The organism is Nitratidesulfovibrio sp. (assembly GCF_040373385.1).
In the GTDB taxonomy this organism is placed as follows: domain Bacteria; phylum Desulfobacterota; class Desulfovibrionia; order Desulfovibrionales; family Desulfovibrionaceae; genus Cupidesulfovibrio.
In genome coordinates this window covers 56204-73120 of the sequence record NZ_JBDXXH010000002.1, presented here as the reverse complement: position 1 = coordinate 73120, position 16917 = coordinate 56204, and the positions used below count along the sequence as shown (strand labels likewise).

Below are 16917 nucleotides of genomic sequence, written 5' to 3'. Positions count from 1 at the left end.
ATCGCTGCGGCCCCCCACCTGTTTAGGTGTAGGTAATTCGGCCGTTGCGTTCGATGAGCGACAGCGTGTTGGTCACCTGGCGGCCCAACGGCGTTTCGCGGCTCATCTCGCGCTCGATGGAGGTAATGCCCTTCAGCACCGTGGAGTGGCGGCGGCTGAACCGGTCGCCGATTTCCTTCAGCGAAAGGTCGGTGTGCTTGCGGGCCAGGTAGAACACGGAGTTGCGGGCAACCACGTATTCACGCTTGCGGCTGCGCGAATTGAGCTGCTTGGGCGAGATGCCGAAGCCTTCGCACACCTTGCGCACAATGCCCTCGAAGTCCATGACCACTTCCTGCTGGGCGTAGTGGCCAAGCACTTCCCAGGCCATCTCCATGGAAATCTGACGGTTCAGCAGCTTGGCCTTCAGCACCAGGTTGTGCAGGCAGCTTTCGATCTGGCGCACGTCGGTGCGGATGTGGTCGGCCAGAAGGTCGGTGACGTTGTCAGGCAGCATCACCTGATGCAGGCGGGCCTTTTCGCACAGGATGCGGCGGCGCGTTTCGAAGCCGGGCTTGTCGATGTGCGCGAGAAAGCCGGAGCAGAACCGCGAGACCAACTGGGTATCGAGATTCTTGAGATCGCGCGCGGCGAACGAACTGGACAGCACCACGCGGCTGCCGCGCGACTTCAACGCCTTCACCGTGGCCAGCACCTCGTCCTGCATGCGCTCCTTGCCCTGCAGGAAATGCACGTCCTCCAGCAGCAGCACGTCCACGTCACGGTAGCGGGCCTTGAAGCGGTCCACTTCCCGCGCCTTCAGGGCGGCGATGAGCCGGGTGGCGAATTCTTCTGCGGTCAGGTACTCCACGCGCGGCGTGGCGCGGTTGCTCACGTCGCACAGGGCGCGGCCCACGGCCTGCATCAGGTGCGTCTTGCCAAGGCCCGGGCCGGAACTGAGAAACAGCGTATCGGCGGAAAGGGTTTCGCGGCAGATGCCGCGCGAGGCCGCATAGGCCAGTTCGTTGTTGGGTCCCACCACGAACGAGTCGAATGAAAAGCGCCAGTTCAGGGCGCGGTTCGGGGCGGGTATGTCCAGCGGCAGGCCCAGTTGTGCGGCGTGGGCGGTGTGGGCGGCACGCGCGGCGATACCGGACACGGAACGCGCGGCCACGGCCTGAACGGCCTGGGAAATCTGGGCTGCGGGCACAGGCAGGGCCTGCGTGCCGTCTGCGGCCTCCACGTCCGGTGCGGCACCGGATGCGGAGGCACCAGCGCGGCCCGTGCGCGGCGACAAGGTGCCCGCGCCATGCGGCGCGGCATCCACCACCACGGTGGGGGCACTGCCCAGCACGGCGGTGGCCGCCTGCACGATGTCATCCAGCAGCCGGTCGCGGACCCAGGCCGCAACGAATTCGTTGGGAGCCACCAGGCGCAGCACGTCGTCCTGAATCTCTGCCGCCAACGGTGAGATCCAGACCTTGAAGAGCCCCGGATTGAGACTCTTTTCTAGAATATTCTGAATTTGGCCCCAAATTGAAATCATGGTGCTTGGTTTACGGAGTTCACGGCTGGGTTGCAATGGAGAAAAAGCGCCTGTCATCATGCGGAACACGCGCCCTGTTTCCCAAGACTTTTTCTTGCACAACACACTGTAATCACACAATCTAACCACTCAATGGCGTCATTCCGCCGTTTTGCGCACACCTTGGCAGGCAAGACTTTCCACAGCCAAGGGACCTTGTTTTCCACATCAACGAAAAAACTTTTCCACAGGCACTTTTTTGTTTTTCGCCTCAAAATTGCCCGTGCATCTATTTTTTTTCATCATGGCATTGGCCGCGTGAAACAAAGGCAACATGCCAAGCCTGCTGCGTCACCGTGCAGGCACGCGCGGCGCCATGTTCTGGCAAAAAGCAGGGCACCAACCCGCACATGCGGCGGGAAACAACCCTGCCTCGGACGCGCCGGGCACCTCTGATTTACTCTTTCTTTCCGGAATGTTGGGAAGCAGCCCGCCGATACGGTGCGAATCCGCCCGCCAGGCGGAGAAGCGAACCTTGCGCGTACCGGGCAACTGCCGCCCGCCCCGTCAGCCCGTGCGCTTGCGCACGATCGATCAGGGCTGGCGCAGGGGATACCGGCCGCAGGTGAACCGTTCGCCCTCGGGGCAGTAGCCCAACCGCTCGCACTTGGCCCCGGCCACAGCGAACAGTTCGGGCAGCACGCCACGGCACAGGTCCAGCATGGCGTCGGCCATGGCCCGAATCTCCCACTGGGCGCGCAGGCAGCAGCGATGCTCGAAGAAGTTGAGCAGGCTGCGGCAGTTCATGGTCAGCACGATGCGCGTCTCCGCCGCCTGGGGCAGCACGAAGCGGGCATCCTCGTTGGACTTGGCACCGGCCCGGCCATCGGCCTCCAGCAGGGCCTTGATGTCGCGGTAGGCATCGCCGATCTCGGCCATGCACCGCTCGAAGCGGGCCAGGGCCTGCGGGTTGCGGGCAATGGCCGGGGGCAGCACGTAGTCGAAGTTGCTGCCGTCCACGTAGCGCTGGCTCTGCTGCGAGTACGAGGCAATGCGGTGGCGCACCAACTGGTGGGTCAGCGCGCGGGACACCCCTTCCGCCGCGAAGGTGAAGCTGACGTGCTCCACCGGGCTGGCATGGCCGGATTCCATCACCGAGGCCACGAACTGGGCCTGCTTCTCGCGCGCGATCTCGCCGGACAGCAGGCGCGGCCACATGTCGGCCACGAACCCGGTATGGTAGCACTGGCGAAAGGCGGCATAGATGAGCGAAAGCGGTTCCGGGGTATGGGCCAGCAGTTCGACCCGCAGCGTCGTCTTGGACATGGAGGTTCCGTAACCGGCCACAAGGCCGGGTTAGGGGTGGAAACGTGATGCGGCAATGCGCCCCGTGCCGTATCGCCCGCACGGTCCGCACTGCATGGTACCGCACGGCAGGTTCACGATGGCGCCCATGGCGCACCGCGCCTTACGGTAGCGCACGGTAGCGTGCCTCTCGGTGCCGCGTGCACGGCCCCGGCGGAAAGGCCGCGCGGGGCAAACCGTTTGATCTGCGCTCAGGCCAGCAGGTTCAGGTGCCGGTAAGCCTTGGCCGTGGCCACGCGGCCACGCGGCGTGCGCTTCAGAAAGCCGCACTGGATCAGGTACGGTTCGTAAATGTCTTCTATGGTGCGCACCTCTTCGGAACAGGCCACGGCCAGGGTCTTCACCCCCACCGGCCCGCCGCCGAAGTGCTCGATGAGCACGGACAGCAGCTTGCGGTCCATCTGGTCCAGTCCGCTCTCGTCCACGTCCATGCGGCCCAGCGCGGCGGAGGCCTGCTCCGGGGTGATGGTGCCGTTGCCGTGCACCGAGGCAAAATCGCGCACCCGGCGCAGCAGCCGGTTGGCGATGCGCGGGGTGCCCCGCGAACGACGGCCTATTTCCACGGCGCCTTCCGAGGTCAGGTTGGCCCCAAGGATGCGCGCCGTGCGCGTGACGATGCGCGCGAGGTCGGCGGGCGTGTAGAATTCCAGCCTGCTGATGATGCCGAAGCGGTCGCGCAGGGGCGACGACAGCAGGCCGATGCGGGTGGTGGCCCCCACCAGGGTGAACGGCTCGAGGTCGATCTTCACCGTGCGCGCCCCCGGCCCCTGGCCGATGACCAGATCGAGCTTGAAGTCCTCCAGCGCGGGGTACAGCACTTCCTCGACCGCCACGGGCATGCGGTGGATTTCATCCACAAACAAGATGTCATGCCGCCCGAGGTTGGTCAGGATGGCCGCAAGGTCGCCGCTGCGCTCAAGCACCGGGCCCGAGGTGGACACCAGGTTCACCCCCAGTTCCGCCGCGATGATCTGGGCCAGGGTGGTCTTGCCGAGGCCGGGGTTGCCGTAGAACAGCAGATGGTCCATGGCCTGGCCACGTTCCAGCGCCGCCGCCACGAAAACCTTGAGGTTGGCCCGCAACTCGTTCTGCCCGATGAAGTCGTCCAGGCTGCGCGGCCGCACGTTCTCGTCCATGCAGATGGATGGGCAGATGGATGCGCTGCTACCTGCGCCCTCTCCATCCGGTCCCTTGCACTCCGCCGTCATCAGCGTCCCCTCGCCAAGGCCTTCAGTGCGGCGCGCAGCGCACCGGCCACGTCAAGGTCGGGTTCGGCCTTCAGCGCGTCCTTCAGCACCGGGGCAGCCTCGTCCTCGAGGTACCCAAGGTTGCCGAGCCCGGCCAGCGCGTCGCGGAACACCCCGCCCGGCGCGGTGCCGCCCGCCAGCACCATGCCTGCGGGCAGGTCCTCGACCTTCAGTTTGTACTTCAGTTCCAGAAAGATGTGCTGCGCGGTCTTCTTGCCGATGCCGGACACCCGCGTCAGCGCCAGTACGTCGTCCTCCACCACCAGGCGGCGCAGATCGTCGGGGCGGAACTGCGAAAGGATGGCCAGGGCCGTGCGCGCCCCCACCTTGCTGATGGTGGTGAGCACCATGAAGGTCTGCCGCTCGTCCCAGGTGGAGAAGCCGAACAGTTCCAGGGCGTCCTCGCGCACCTCCGTCCGCACGTGAAAGGCCACCTGCCCGCCCCGTTCCGGCAGGCGCGACAGGGTGTGCGCGGGCAGATGCACTTCGTACCCCACGCCCCCTTCCGTCACCACCACGCAGGCATTGCCCGAGATTTCGGCAACGCGGCCTTCGACATACGCGATCATGGTTCCACCTCTCGCGGGCACCCTACACAAAAAGCGACCGGGCCGGAAGACGGGCGCGCCGCACGGTCCTGCCGCCCGCGCCCGCCGAAAAACCCGCCTTTCCCAGATAATGCCCTTGGTGGGGAACGGAAAATCCCGTAACATCCCCCCCACCCCGCATCAGGGAAACCCGCCCGGAGCAGCCTTCATGCCCTTGCCTGCCCGCCCGTTCTCGCCCTTTACGCGGTTCCGCCAACACGCGGAACACACCCCCATCCGCTTGCTGCTGCTGACGCTGCTGCTGCTGCTGCCCTGCGTGCTCTATGCGGCCGACAGGTACGCGGACATGTGGGCGGCCCACGCCCTGGACGACATGGTGGCCGAGGCCCGGGTGCGGCTGACCCTGCGCCAGCGCACGGTGAACGACGAATTCGAGCTGGCCTTTGCCGGGCTGCGCCGCCTGCCGGACCTGCTGGCCCTGGACGACCGGATACGCGACGAGGTGGCCCCCCGCCCCGAAGCGGCTCCGCCACCCACCCCGGCCCACACCCCCGCCGCACGGCGCGCCCCCCTCAACGCCTTCCTGAAGACCTTTGCCGAAACCATGGGCCTGCACATCGCCTGGCTTATGGACCATTCCGGCACGTGCATCGCCACCAGCAACTACGAAGCGGCAGAGAGCCTGCTGGGCACCAACTACGCCGACCGCGCCTACTTCATCGCCGCCATGTCCGGCGAGCGCGGCCGCCAGTTCGCCGTGGGGCGCATGTCCAGCATACCGGGGTTCTTCTTTGCCTCTCCGGTACGCCAGTACGGCGCGGTGCTGGGCGTGGTGGCCGTGAAGACCGACCTGCCCACCCTTTCGCGCCGGCTGCGCCTGGACGCCGCCTTCATCACCGATGAACAGGGTGTGGTGGTGCTGGCCAACGACAAGGCGCACATCTTTCACGCCCTGCCGGATGCCCCGGTGCGCGACATGCCCGTTTCGGCGCGCATCCTGCGCTACAAGCGCGAGGCATTTCCCGAACTGTCGCTGCGCCCCTTCGTGGTGCGGGGCATCAACGAAAAGCACGGCCTGACACTCATCGGCGATGCCACGCGCCCTGCCCTGCTGGGGGTAACCCACCGGCCCCAGGACGGCCTTTCGCTGCACGTGGCCGAAGAGGTGGGCGAGGCCCTGACCTTGGAAGACAGGCGGCAGGTGCGCTTCCACTTCACGGCGCTGAGCGGGCTTGCCATGCTGGGCACCCTGCTTTCCGCCATCATCTACACCCTGCGCAACCTCTCGCAGTTGCGCATCATCGAGGGCAGCAACCTGGCCCTCACCCACCTGAACGAGGAACTGCGGCGCATGGCGGAACGCGACCACCTGACCGGGTGCTTCAACCGGCGGCGCCTGGACGAGGCCATGAACGCGGAACTGGCCCGCAGCGCGCGCAGCGGGCACCCGCTGGCCCTGGCCATGCTGGACCTTGATCACTTCAAGGCGGTGAATGACCGTTACGGCCACGGCGTGGGCGACGCCATGCTGGCCCACGTGACCGAGATCATCCGCAACCAGTTGCGCGAACCCGACCTGCTGGCCCGCGTGGGCGGCGAGGAATTCGCCCTGCTGCTGCCCGACACGGGCGAGGGCGAGGCGGTTGCCCTGCTGGAACGGGTGCGCCGCAAGGTGGAGGAAACGCCCCTGCCCCATGCCGATGGCCCCATCCCCATGACGGTCAGCGCGGGCGTGGCCGAGGCACGGCCCGAGATAGAGCCGGGCCGCTGGATGCACGAGGCGGACGCCGCCATGTACATGGCCAAGCGCTGTGGCCGCAACCGCACCGTGCGCGCCACGCAGGTGCCGGACGACGCCCTGGCGGGCGGCGAGGCACCGCCACACTGCGAGTTTTTGAGCGAAAACGGGAGCGGGGGCGAAAGCGGGAACCCCTGACGACATGGCGTGACCGCACGCAGCGTGAAAACGCGGTACCGTCAGGGCCGCACCCATCCCCTTTCCCCCAGCAAAAACACATGGCCGCCCGGTAACGCCGGACGGCCTTTTTTTTCAGGGCGCCGCTTCGTTCCGGCATCCGGAATACTGTCTGGCGCGGGATGCGACCAGACACGGCCCCTCCCATCGCGCGCAGGCGACAGGCGGGCGGGGTGCCCCGTCAGCCCAGCTTGGCCAGCCGGGACAGCCTGCGGGCATTCAGGTGGCACACGGCGGCAGCCAGCGCATCGCCGGTATCCAGCCCCCAGCCCCCCTTCACGCCCAGCACCCGTGCCACCATGAAGCTTACCTGCTCCTTGTCCGCCCCGCCGGTGCCCACCAGGGCCTTCTTGATTTCCGTGGGCTGGTAGTCGGCCACGACCACCCCGTGCGCGGCGCAGGCGGCCACGGCCACCCCGCGCGCCTGCCCCAGCTTGAGGGCGGTGGCCACGTTGCGGGCGGCGTGCACGTTCTCGATGGCGGCCTCGTCCGGGGCATGGCGGCCCACCAGGGCGTGCAGTTCGCGGAACAGGTGGCCCAGCCGCGCGGCAAAGTCGTCGCCCTTGGGGCGAATGGCCCCGCAGTCCACCAGGGTGAGCACGCCGGACGCTTCGCGCACTATCCCCCAGCCGGTGCATTGCGAGCCGGGGTCGATGCCGATGACGGTGACGCCGCCAGTGATGCCACCGGTGATGCCAGAAGGACTGGAGGACATGTCTGCCTGGGGCGATGCGGGCTTGCGGGGGGGCATGGTGCCTCCGGCGGGGCCGGGACGCAGGGTGACGCGCGGGGGCGCGGCGGGCGGGGTGCGGAAAAACGGCATGCGCGGAACGGATATTCCGGACCGCCAGAACGGCCAGACCAGCCATGCCTGCCGGAAACGGGACGCCACGCGCGGGCCGGAAACGCCGGAGCCCGCGCAAGGCGGGCTCCGGTACGGGATATGTCGGCTATTCCAGTTCGGCCAGCACTTCGTCGGGCAGGTCGAAGTTGGCGTGCACGTTCTGCACGTCGTCGTTGTCTTCCAGGGCATCCACCAGGCGCATCAGCTTGCGGCCGGTTTCCGCGTCCACTTCCACCGTGTTCTGGGGGATCATGGACAGTTCGGCGGAATCCATCTCCATCCCGGCGGCTTCCAGTGCATCGCGCACGGCGGCAAAGTCGGCCACGGCGGTGTGGATTTCCCAGGTGCCGCCCTCGTCGCGCACGTCGTCGGCGCCCGCTTCCAACGCGGCTTCCATCACCTGGTCCTCGGTGTACTTGCCACCGTCCAGGGTGATCACGCCCTTGCGCTCGAACATCCAGCCAACGCACCCGGCCTCGCCCATGGAGCCGCCGTGCTTGGAAAGGATGTGGCGCACTTCGGCCACGGTGCGGTTGCGGTTGTCGGTGGCCGCTTCCACGATCAGGGCCACGCCGCCGGGGGCGTAGCCTTCGTAGGAAATTTCAAGAATGTCGCCGCCAGCCAGTTCACCGGTGCCCTTCTTGATGGCGTTGTCGATCTTGTCCTTGGGCAGGTTCACGGCCTTGGCGGCCGCGATGGCGGCGCGCAGGCGGGCGTTGCTGGCCGGGTCGCCACCGCCCTTGGCAGCGATGATGATTTCCTTGGCGGCCTTGGTGAACAGCTTGCCGCGCTTGGCGTCCTGACGCCCCTTGCGGTGCTGGATGTTGGCCCATTTGCTATGTCCGGCCATGCGTCCTCCTGAAAGAAATGACGGCGAAAGAGATGTGTGCGGAAACGCCACGGCGCGGCGCACGGCGGGCGGAATGCCAGCCCGGCGCGCGCCATCGGCGCCGTACGTCAGTCCTGCTGTCCGTCGCCTCGGTAGCCGAGGCAGACGTAGAAAGTTTCCTTGCTTTCAGCCCGCGAGCTTTTGGGCTTGAAGGTCTTCACGGTCTCGAAGCGGGCCCGCAGCGCGTCAACCAGTGGCTTGACGTCCGGCCCCATGAAAATCTTGACCACGAAACTGCCGCCCTTTATCAGGCAATGGTCCGCCACCGCAAGGGCCTCGACGCACAATTCCAGCGAACGGGCCTGGTCGGTGAACCTGGTACCCGTGGTGCGCGGGGCCATGTCGCTGATCACGGCATGGAACGGTCCCATGCTCGCCAGTGCGTCCTCGAACGCCTCGGAGCGGTTGAACACGTCCTCTTGCATGAAGGTGACGTTGGGCGGAAACTGGGTGTCGGTGGCTTGCAGGTCGCAGGCCAGCACCCGGCCTTTCGGCCCCACCCGCTCTGCCGCGCCAAGCGACCACGAGCCGGGGGCCGCCCCCAGGTCCAGCACCTTCATGCCCTGACGGAACAGCTTGAAGCGGTTGTCGATTTCCTTCAGCTTGTAGATCGACCGCGCGGGATAGTTTTCCTGCTTGGCCTTCAGAAAATAGTGGTCTCGGTATGTCTTCATGTGGTCACCCGTGGCCGCTTGTACCCGAAAGCCCCGCGCCCGCCAAGGACTCACATGACCCGCCCCGCCCGACTGCGCATTCCCAACGAACTGGGGCAGCTTCGCACCCTGCCGGACGATGCCCTGCCGGACGATGTTGCACCGGACGGCAAGCTGCCCGCCACCTTCGACGTGCTGCCCCCATGCGGACAGGGGACCGAGGCCCCCGCCGAAGTGGTGGTGCTGGGCCTGGGGCCGAACCCGGCCACGGCACGGCGTGCGGTGGAGGGAGCACTGGCGGGGCTGCGGGCAAGGAACACGCCGTCCTGCGGGCAGGGCGCACCGACCGTGCAGGTCATCGAATCCCCGGCGTTCATCCATTATATGGAAGAGGCAACGCACGGCGCCTGGCGCGCGGCCATCCCCGCCGGGTGGACGCTGGCCGGGCCGGAAGCGTTTTCGCCCGAAAGACTGTCCCGCGCGCTGGTGGTGGTCTACCGCGAGGCGGAGCGGCTGTTCCCCACCTTCTGGGGGCCGCTGCTGGGTACGGCGCGTGCCGTGCGCATGGCACCCGCACAGGCACTGTCACCGGAAGGCGTGACGGGCCACGCCGGGCCGCGTTCCACCCGGTCCCGTACCGTGCTGCTGCCCGGCACGGAAGGTTCGCTGCTGCTGCCGGAACTGGAGTCCGCCCTTGCCGCCGAAGGGCTGGCCCCGCGCCGGGTCGATCCGGACACCCTGCACGCCGACCTGCCCCGCCTGCTGGCCGACCAGCGCCCGGCCCTGCTCCTGAGCGTGAATTTACAGGGCCTTGACGCCTGGGGCGAACGCTTCCATTTGCTGCGCGCCTGCGGGGTGGACGTGGCCGTGTGGTGCGTGGACAACCCCTTCCACCTGCTCTCGTCCCTGCGCGGGCCGTGGTGGCGCGGGGCGCTGCTGTGCGTCACCGACGCCTCGTTCATTCCCCTGTTGCGCGCCCACGGGGCGCAGCGGGTGCTGCACCTGCCGCTGGCAACCGGACCGGAGTTTTTCGGGCCGGAACTGGCTGGGGATGACGGAGCCGCCGGGGCGGCCCAGCCTTCTCCGGTGGGCATGCCCCCCCTGAATCCCGTGGTGTTCGTGGGCCGGTCCGCCTTCCCCGGCAAGGGGGGCTTCTTCGCGGGGCAACGTATCGCCCCGGACCTGCTGAACGAGGCGCTGGCCCTGCTCGACGCGCCCGATCACCGGCCCGGCGCGCCCGGTCACCGGTCCGACGCGCCCGGTCACCGGTCCGACATCCACTGCCGGCCCGACTTCCACTGGTGGACGGCGCGCCTTGGCATCGCGGACCTGTGGCCCGGCAATGCGGTGCGCGCGGCGGGGCTGGGGGCCGAGGAATGCGCGCTGGCCCGGCGGGTGCGCTGCCTGAATGCCGCCGCCCCGCAAGGCCTGACCGTGTACGGCGACGACGGGTGGCAGCCGCTGCTGGCGCCGGGCACCGACCTGCGCCCCCCGGTGGACTACTATGTCACCCTGCCCGCCGTGTACCGTGCAGCCCGCTGGTCGCTGAACATCACCAGCCTGCTGCTGCCCGCCGGACTCACCCAGCGCCACTTCGACGTCTGGGCGGCAGGGGGCTTCTGCATCACCGACGACACGCCGGGCCTCGACATCTTTCCCGAAGAACTGCGCCGCGAAATCGCCTTTTCCCCGGCCCGCAGCGGCGGCAACGACTCTGCGCCGCCAGCCGGAACGGGCGATGCGCCCGGCCTTGGCACACTGCTGCACCGGCTGGAACGCGACCCGGCCCTGCGCGCCGACCTTGTGGCGGCATGGCGGGCGCACATCCTGTCCCGCCACACCTACCGTCACCGGGTGTGCACCCTGCTCGACACGCTGGGGCTGGAATAGCGGCCAGCCTCACCGCCCGCGCAAGCCTCCACGGCCCTGCCCGGCGCGTGCGGCCCCTGCCGCCAACCGCGCCGCCACGCCCTTCGCCGCAGAACCGCCCCGCCCCAACGCCCGCGCCGCATTCTCTCCCGTTCCCACCGAAATTTTTCCGCACCGGCCTCTTGCAGTCGGGCGGCAACAGGTATATACAGCCTTCTCCTGACTGGGGACGTAGCTCAACTGGGAGAGCGCAGCGTTCGCAATGCTGAGGTCGTGAGTTCAATCCTCATCGTCTCCACCAGCAAAAAACGGGCTTGCCGAGAACATCGGCAAGCCCTTTTTGTTTGCATGCGCACAAGACCACGACGCGTTTCGAGGTGCTACCCCTCGTGCTCCTGCGACTGCGCCATCCTTGGCAACTGGGCCAACTGGGCCAGCAGCAGTGACAGCGGGCGGCGCGAACAGCACAGGCGGTGGGCCGGTGGCCGCAGTCCCGGCGGCGGCATCTGCGCTCCTGCCACGGCCATTTCCGCAGGCTCCACGTATTCGGCCCGGCAGTGGCAGCCAATGGAGAACGGTGGCAGCCACGCCGCAAGGTCCGGATGGGTACCCGGAAGCACCACGCCATGCAGGGCCACGCATTCCGGGCAGGCTCCGCCCCGGTCCGCTTCGTCCACCACCAGGCGCAAACCGCCGCCCGGTGCATCGCGCAGACGTTCCAGCACGGCCAGCGCGGCACCACGCCATGCGGCATAGTGGTCCATGAACAGGCCGCATTCGTCGTCGTCCGCACCCGCCTCTTCCGCCAGATTCCATACCACCTGCCCGGTCAACCGGGCCAGCAGCGGGTGGCTGTCCACCAGTTTTCCCGTGGCCGGAAGGCCGCCGGACGCCTGTCGCCCGGCGTTCGGCACCTCGCCCCCCTGGCCGGGCGTGCCCTGTCCTGTCGTGGTCATTGTCGCGAATCCCTTGCGTCCCTGTTGATGAACTCCGCATGCCGAAGCTGCGCCGGTCACGGCTTCACGTAGGCATACCCCTTGCGCTGCAAGTCCACCAGTTCCACGATGCCTGCGGGCACCACGGTGCAAGCCGGGTTCAGCCACGCGGCGTCCAGCCCGAAATGACGCATGGCGTTGGCGCACACGCGAATGTCCAGCCCCAGTGCGCGCAGTTCGCGCAGTTGCTCGGCAAAATCCGGATCGTCCGCACCCATCAGCCGGATGCCCGGCCCGTTGACCACCAGCACGCTGCTGAAGGCCACGCCCGCCAGCGCCTTGTGGTAGTTGCGCACGTTGCTGATGGCGATGTTCAGTTCCGCAGGGCCGTTATCGAAATGAAAGACGATGTCGTAGTGCATGGCGCTCCTGCCCGTAGTGGTTGACGACGGCGACGCTACGTCGGAAATGGGGTACGCGCCGCCAGCAGCAGGGTACGCCCGGACGCAACCGGTCAGCGGGCACACCCCGATTCATGGGTACGCCCGCCGCAACGCGGTGGCAAGCCGGACACCCGGTGGCATACGGGGGGCATACGGGAGGGGCATAGGGGGGGCACGCTCCTGCGCCTTCGGGCGAAAGCCCACGGGAAAGGGACCATCGGGACGCAAACCCTGGCGCATCATGCGGCGCACTCCCCACTCTCCTGCATTTGCCGCAGCACCGGGCCACGGCCGAGCGCACGGCCAGGTCGCGACACACGATAAACTGCCCTGCGGCGAAAAGACGCGGTGGGTACACACTGGCGCGGCCACGTCCGTGCCCTGCAACGCCACTGCGAGCCACATCACGCCCTCACGCCCATGGTACCGCATGGGTGCCCGCCACCCGGCACCACCATGTCCACCCTTGCGTCCCGAATCCGGACTGCTACCGCACGCAATCTGAACCTGTAGTGTTTACTCACACAAACAATTGTGAATCGTCACTCATTTCACAAGACGTCTCATGCCTTTTGCCGCATTAGATCAGTCGGCTGACGTCTTCCTGGGCAAATCTTTTGTACTTGCAGCATGATCCGATCAACTTTCGAAAATTTTTTCCTGCGGATGAAAAAATTGGTCGCGCGGTCAAACACTGGCGTCGACACGCTTTTTTCTCTGCCACATCCTGTTTTGTACCACTCGTTCACAATCATGGGGGTTGAAAGAAGTCTCCAGTCAAAATAAGGTGGACTCACGAATTGGTTGTTTAACCAATTTGCACCATACACGCTCAACGACGGAGACTCGCATGACCACCGCTCCGCCTGTCGCCGAACTGCCGTTCCTGGCCATGCTGGGGGCACTGCTGCTGCTCGGCGGCGCCGTGTCGGCCCTAGCGGCACGCCGACGCCCCTTCACCATGCTGGGCCTGATGTGCCTTTCCGACATCGGCCTCACGCTTCTCGGCCTTGGCCTTGGCGATGGTGCCGGGCTGGTCGGGGCAACCACCCAATTCATCTATCAGATGGCGGCGCGGTGTCTTGCGCTGCTCACCCTTGCCCGACTTGCCCGCACGGCGGGGTCGGCCCGGCTGGATGACCTGCGCGGCATTCGCGCGGCGCTGCCCCTGACGGGGCTGTTCTTCGGGTTTGCCATGTTCGCGGGCATGGGCCTTTCCGTGTTCCTCGTGCCGGACGGGCGGGCCTTCATCCTGCACGCCGCCTTTGCCGCCGGGCACTGGGGCTTTGCCGCCGCCGTGGCCTTCGCGGGCATGGCCCTGGCTGCCGCCACCGTGCTATCGGTGCAGGCCATCTGTCTTGAATCCGGCCAGTGGCGCGAATCCGCCCACGTTCCCCACGCCCCGACCTTCACGTTCCACGTGCTGGCGGGGCTTTTTGCGGCCCTCATCGCCGCGTTCGGCCTTGCCGGGCATACCGTCACCGCGCAGGTGGCCGATGCCCTTGGCGTGGCGCACGACGCGCTGCCCGCCTTCGGCGCGCACTGGCACCCGGCCGCCCTCGTACCTTACGCGGGCGCCTTTGCCGTGTGGTGTATCGGCCTTGCCTCCGCTCGCGCCCGCGCCCTGGCCGGCGTGGCCCTGGTGGCCGCCTCGCTGGCGCTCACCTGGACCGACACCGCCATCGACCCGTTGTCCCGCCTGTTCGGCGTAATCATCGCGGGCATCGGCCTGGTGGTGGCGGTGTACTCGGTGGGGTACATCCACCACGACCGCCGCGCGGGTGGCTACTGGTTCTTCCTGCTGTTGCTATGCGGTTCGCTCTCGGGCCTGGCCCTTGCGCGCGACTTCGGCGGCTTCTACGTGTTCTGGGAACTGATGACCTTCTCGTCGTACTTCCTGGTGGCCCACGAGGCCACGGACAAGGCGTTCCACGCCGCCGTGAAGTACTTCGTGATGTGCGTTGCCGGTGCCTGCGCCATGCTGCCCGGCTTCATGCTGCTGTCCGCCCAGGCGGGCACCCTTGATTTCGCGGCCCTGGCCGGTCTTGCCGCCACCCTGCCCGCCCCCGTGGTGAAGGGAGCTGTGGTGCTGGCTTTCATCGGCTTTGCGGTCAAGGCGGGCCTGGTGCCCGGCCACGGCTGGCTGCCCGACGCGCACCCCGCCGCGCCTTCATCCATTTCCGGCCCGCTGTCGGGCATCCTGACCAAGACCGGCGTGTACGGCACCGTGCGGCTGATGCTGGCGGTGTTCGGCTCCGCCGTGCTGCTGAAGGCCGGGGAATCCGCCGGGGGCTTCAGCTCCATGGGCCTGCTGGTCACCGTGCTCGGCACGGCCACCATGCTCTACGGCGAACTGATGGCCCTGAAGCAGGACGACCTGAAGCGCCTGCTGGCCTACTCGACCATGGGCCAGGTGGGTGAGATATTCATGGTCATCGGCCTCGGCACCTGGCTGGCCACCACCGGCTCGCTGCTGCACGTGCTGAACCATGCCATCATGAAGAACCTGCTGTTCCTCTGCGCGGGCGGTCTCATCCTGCGCGCGGGCAGCAAGAAGCTGGCGGACCTTGCGGGCATGGCCCGGGTCATGCCCTTCACCTCCGGGTGCATGGTGGTCGGCCTCATCTCCATCATGGGCCTGCCGCCGTTCAACGGCTTTGTCGGCAAGTACCTGATGCTGCAAGCGCTGGTGGCCGCAGGGCACCCCGCCGTGGCCGCCGTGCTGCTGCTGGGCAGCCTTGCCGGGTGTGTCTACTACATGCGCATCGTGCGCACGCTGGTCTTCCAGCCCTACACCGGCCCCATGGTGCAGGAGGCCCCGGCCTCCATGCGCGTGGCCACCGGCGTGCTGGCGGCGCTGTGCCTGGTGCTGGGCGTGCTGCCGCAGCTGGGCCTGTCGCTGGTCACCCCCGTGGCCGACATGCTGGCGGGCGCGGGCAAGCTGGACGCCCAGACCCTGCCCATGCTGGCGGTGACCTGGCATCCCTTCGTGCTCATCCCCATGCTGGGTGCCGTGGTGCCCTTCCTGCTGCGGCGCGACCGCAAGGCGGCGGGCCTGGCCACCGCCATCATCCTGGCCGTGGCGGCCATCGCGGTGGTGGTGTTCGGGCGCGGGCTGGATTCCCTGTCCTTTGCCTTCGCCCTCATCGTGCCGGTCATCGGCTGCCTGAACATGTTCTACGCCGTGGGCTACATGGAGCACAGCCACACCCAGTGGCGCTTCTACACGTTCTTCCTGTTCATGGTGGGCGGGCTGATGGGCGTTGCCGCAAGCAACGACCTGTTCGGCTTCTTCACCTTCTGGGAGATCATGAGCTCGTGGAGCCTGTACTTCGTCATCGTGCATGAGGAAAACCCCGCCGCGCTGCGCGAGGGCTTCAAGTACTTCTTCTTCAACGTGCTGGGCGCGGCCTTCCTGTTCCTGGGGGTGGTCATGCTGTCCGCCATGGCGGGCGACCCCAGCTTCGGCGCGGTGCGTTCGGCCCTGCCGACCATGCCGGTGGCCCTTGCCGCCACGGCCGTGGCCCTGATGGCCATCGGCTTCACCATGAAGGCGGCGCAGCTGCCCTTCCGCATCGACGTGCAGATGCACCCGGCAACGGCCCCCACGCCGGTTTCCGGCTACATCTCGTCGGTGCTGCTGAAGAGCGCCCTGTTCGGCCTCGCCAAGCTGTTCTTCGTGCTGGGCGGTGCGGGCTTCTTCACCGGTCTGGCCGCCCAGTGGGGCCAGCCGCAGGTGATGTACGCCATCGCCTGGGTGGGCGGCATCACCATCGTCATGGCCGCCCTGCTGGCCGTGATGCAGTCGGACCTCAAGCTGGTGCTCATCTACTCCACCGTCAGCCAGTTGGGCTACATGGTGGTGGGCGTGGCCCTGGGCACGCCGCTGGGCATGGCCGGTGGCATGCTGCACCTGGTCAACCACGTGCTGTTCAAGGACCTGCTGTTCCTTGTGGCCGGGTCGCTCATCCTGTGCACCCACAAGCACTCGCTGGACGAACTGGGCGGCATCGGGCAGCGCATGCCCGTCACCCTGACCATGTTCGCCATCGGGGCGCTTTCGGTGGTCGGCGTGCCGCCCACCAACGGCTTTGCCTCCAAGTGGATTCTCTACCACGCGCTGATGGCCGAGGGCGAAGTGGCGCTGGCCCTGCTCTCGCTGGCTGGCAGCGTGCTGACCCTGGCCTACTTCGCCAAGTTCCTGCACTCGGCCTTCCTGGGCCGTCCCTCGCCGAAGCTGGCCCACGTGCAGGAAGCCCCGCGCATCATGCTGGTGCCCATGGGCATCCTGGCCGCCGGGTGCATCATCACCGGCGTGTTCCCCGGCCTGCCCCTGCTGGCCATCGACATGATGGGCCGCGAACTGGGCTTCGCGGGGCTGGCGGTGGCGCCGTGGGGCGTGGCTTCCGGCGCGGGGGCGTTCAACGCCACCGCCCTGGCCGTGCTGCTGGCGGTTGCCTTCTTCGGCGGGCGTACCCTCCTGCACCGGCTCATCGGCACCGTGCGCACCACCGACATTCACACCTGCGGCGTGGCCATGACGGCCGACGAGGCCCGCCTCGCCCCGCAGGACATCTACGGCGCTCCCCTGGCCCTGCTGCGGCAGCTGGCCCAGGCGGCCGTGCCCGCCCTGAAGCGGAGGTAG

Annotated in this window: 12 protein-coding genes and 1 tRNA gene; 4 read left to right on the top strand and 9 right to left on the bottom strand. The window is 67.5% G+C overall.

What is annotated here, in order from left to right:
- Positions 1 to 22: 22 nt before the first annotated feature.
- The 4 genes from dnaA to ruvA all read right to left on the bottom strand — a co-directional run bounded on the left by dnaA (position 23) and on the right by ruvA (position 4685).
- Positions 23 to 1525, bottom strand: coding sequence for a chromosomal replication initiator protein DnaA (gene dnaA, locus ABWO17_RS03345; protein WP_353116075.1), 1503 nt, complete (start codon positions 1523 to 1525; stop codon positions 23 to 25).
- A gap of 573 nt (positions 1526 to 2098) precedes the next feature.
- Positions 2099 to 2830 (bottom strand): FAD-dependent thymidylate synthase, encoded by a 732-nt coding sequence (gene thyX / locus ABWO17_RS03340; RefSeq protein ID WP_353116073.1) that lies wholly within the window; start codon positions 2828 to 2830, stop codon positions 2099 to 2101.
- A gap of 230 nt (positions 2831 to 3060) precedes the next feature.
- Positions 3061 to 4005, bottom strand: a complete 945-nt coding sequence (gene ruvB / locus ABWO17_RS03335; RefSeq protein WP_502914877.1) for a Holliday junction branch migration DNA helicase RuvB — start codon at positions 4003 to 4005, stop codon at positions 3061 to 3063.
- 71 nt (positions 4006 to 4076) lie between these two features.
- On the bottom strand, positions 4077 to 4685 hold the full coding sequence (gene ruvA, locus ABWO17_RS03330) for a Holliday junction branch migration protein RuvA (RefSeq protein WP_353116071.1): 609 nt from the start codon (positions 4683 to 4685) through the stop codon (positions 4077 to 4079).
- Positions 4686 to 4872: 187 nt separating this feature from the next.
- Between ruvA and ABWO17_RS03325 the strand changes: the two genes are divergently transcribed.
- Positions 4873 to 6600, top strand: a complete 1728-nt coding sequence (locus ABWO17_RS03325) for a sensor domain-containing diguanylate cyclase (RefSeq protein ID WP_353116069.1) — start codon at positions 4873 to 4875, stop codon at positions 6598 to 6600.
- A 220-nt stretch (positions 6601 to 6820) separates the two neighbouring features.
- On the opposite strand, the gene ruvC is transcribed toward ABWO17_RS03325, so the two are convergent.
- The 3 genes from ruvC to ABWO17_RS03310 form a co-directional block, all read right to left on the bottom strand.
- A complete protein-coding gene (ruvC, locus tag ABWO17_RS03320) occupies positions 6821 to 7321 on the bottom strand; it encodes a crossover junction endodeoxyribonuclease RuvC (protein ID WP_353116638.1) in 501 nt (166 codons plus the stop codon).
- Positions 7322 to 7589: 268 nt separating this feature from the next.
- Positions 7590 to 8333, bottom strand: a complete 744-nt coding sequence (locus tag ABWO17_RS03315) for a YebC/PmpR family DNA-binding transcriptional regulator (RefSeq protein ID WP_353116067.1) — start codon at positions 8331 to 8333, stop codon at positions 7590 to 7592.
- Between the two features lie 107 nt (positions 8334 to 8440).
- Complete coding sequence (locus ABWO17_RS03310) at positions 8441 to 9046, bottom strand: RlmE family RNA methyltransferase (protein WP_353116065.1); 606 nt, start codon at positions 9044 to 9046, stop codon at positions 8441 to 8443.
- Between the two features lie 54 nt (positions 9047 to 9100).
- Between ABWO17_RS03310 and ABWO17_RS03305 the strand changes: the two genes are divergently transcribed.
- Positions 9101 to 10915 (top strand): glycosyltransferase family protein, encoded by a 1815-nt coding sequence (locus ABWO17_RS03305; RefSeq protein WP_353116063.1) that lies wholly within the window; start codon positions 9101 to 9103, stop codon positions 10913 to 10915.
- A 204-nt stretch (positions 10916 to 11119) separates the two neighbouring features.
- A tRNA-Ala gene (locus tag ABWO17_RS03300) sits at positions 11120 to 11195 on the top strand.
- Positions 11196 to 11274: 79 nt separating this feature from the next.
- Here the strand turns inward: ABWO17_RS03300 and ABWO17_RS03295 are convergent.
- Complete coding sequence (locus ABWO17_RS03295) at positions 11275 to 11850, bottom strand: putative phage head morphogenesis protein (RefSeq protein WP_353116061.1); 576 nt, start codon at positions 11848 to 11850, stop codon at positions 11275 to 11277.
- A 56-nt stretch (positions 11851 to 11906) separates the two neighbouring features.
- Positions 11907 to 12251 carry a DsrE family protein gene (locus tag ABWO17_RS03290; protein ID WP_353116059.1) on the bottom strand — a complete coding sequence of 115 codons (345 nt, stop codon included), beginning with the start codon at positions 12249 to 12251 and terminating at the stop codon, positions 11907 to 11909.
- Positions 12252 to 13122: 871 nt separating this feature from the next.
- Here ABWO17_RS03290 and ABWO17_RS03285 point away from each other — a divergent pair.
- Positions 13123 to 16917 (top strand): complex I subunit 5 family protein, encoded by a 3795-nt coding sequence (locus ABWO17_RS03285; protein WP_353116057.1) that lies wholly within the window; start codon positions 13123 to 13125, stop codon positions 16915 to 16917.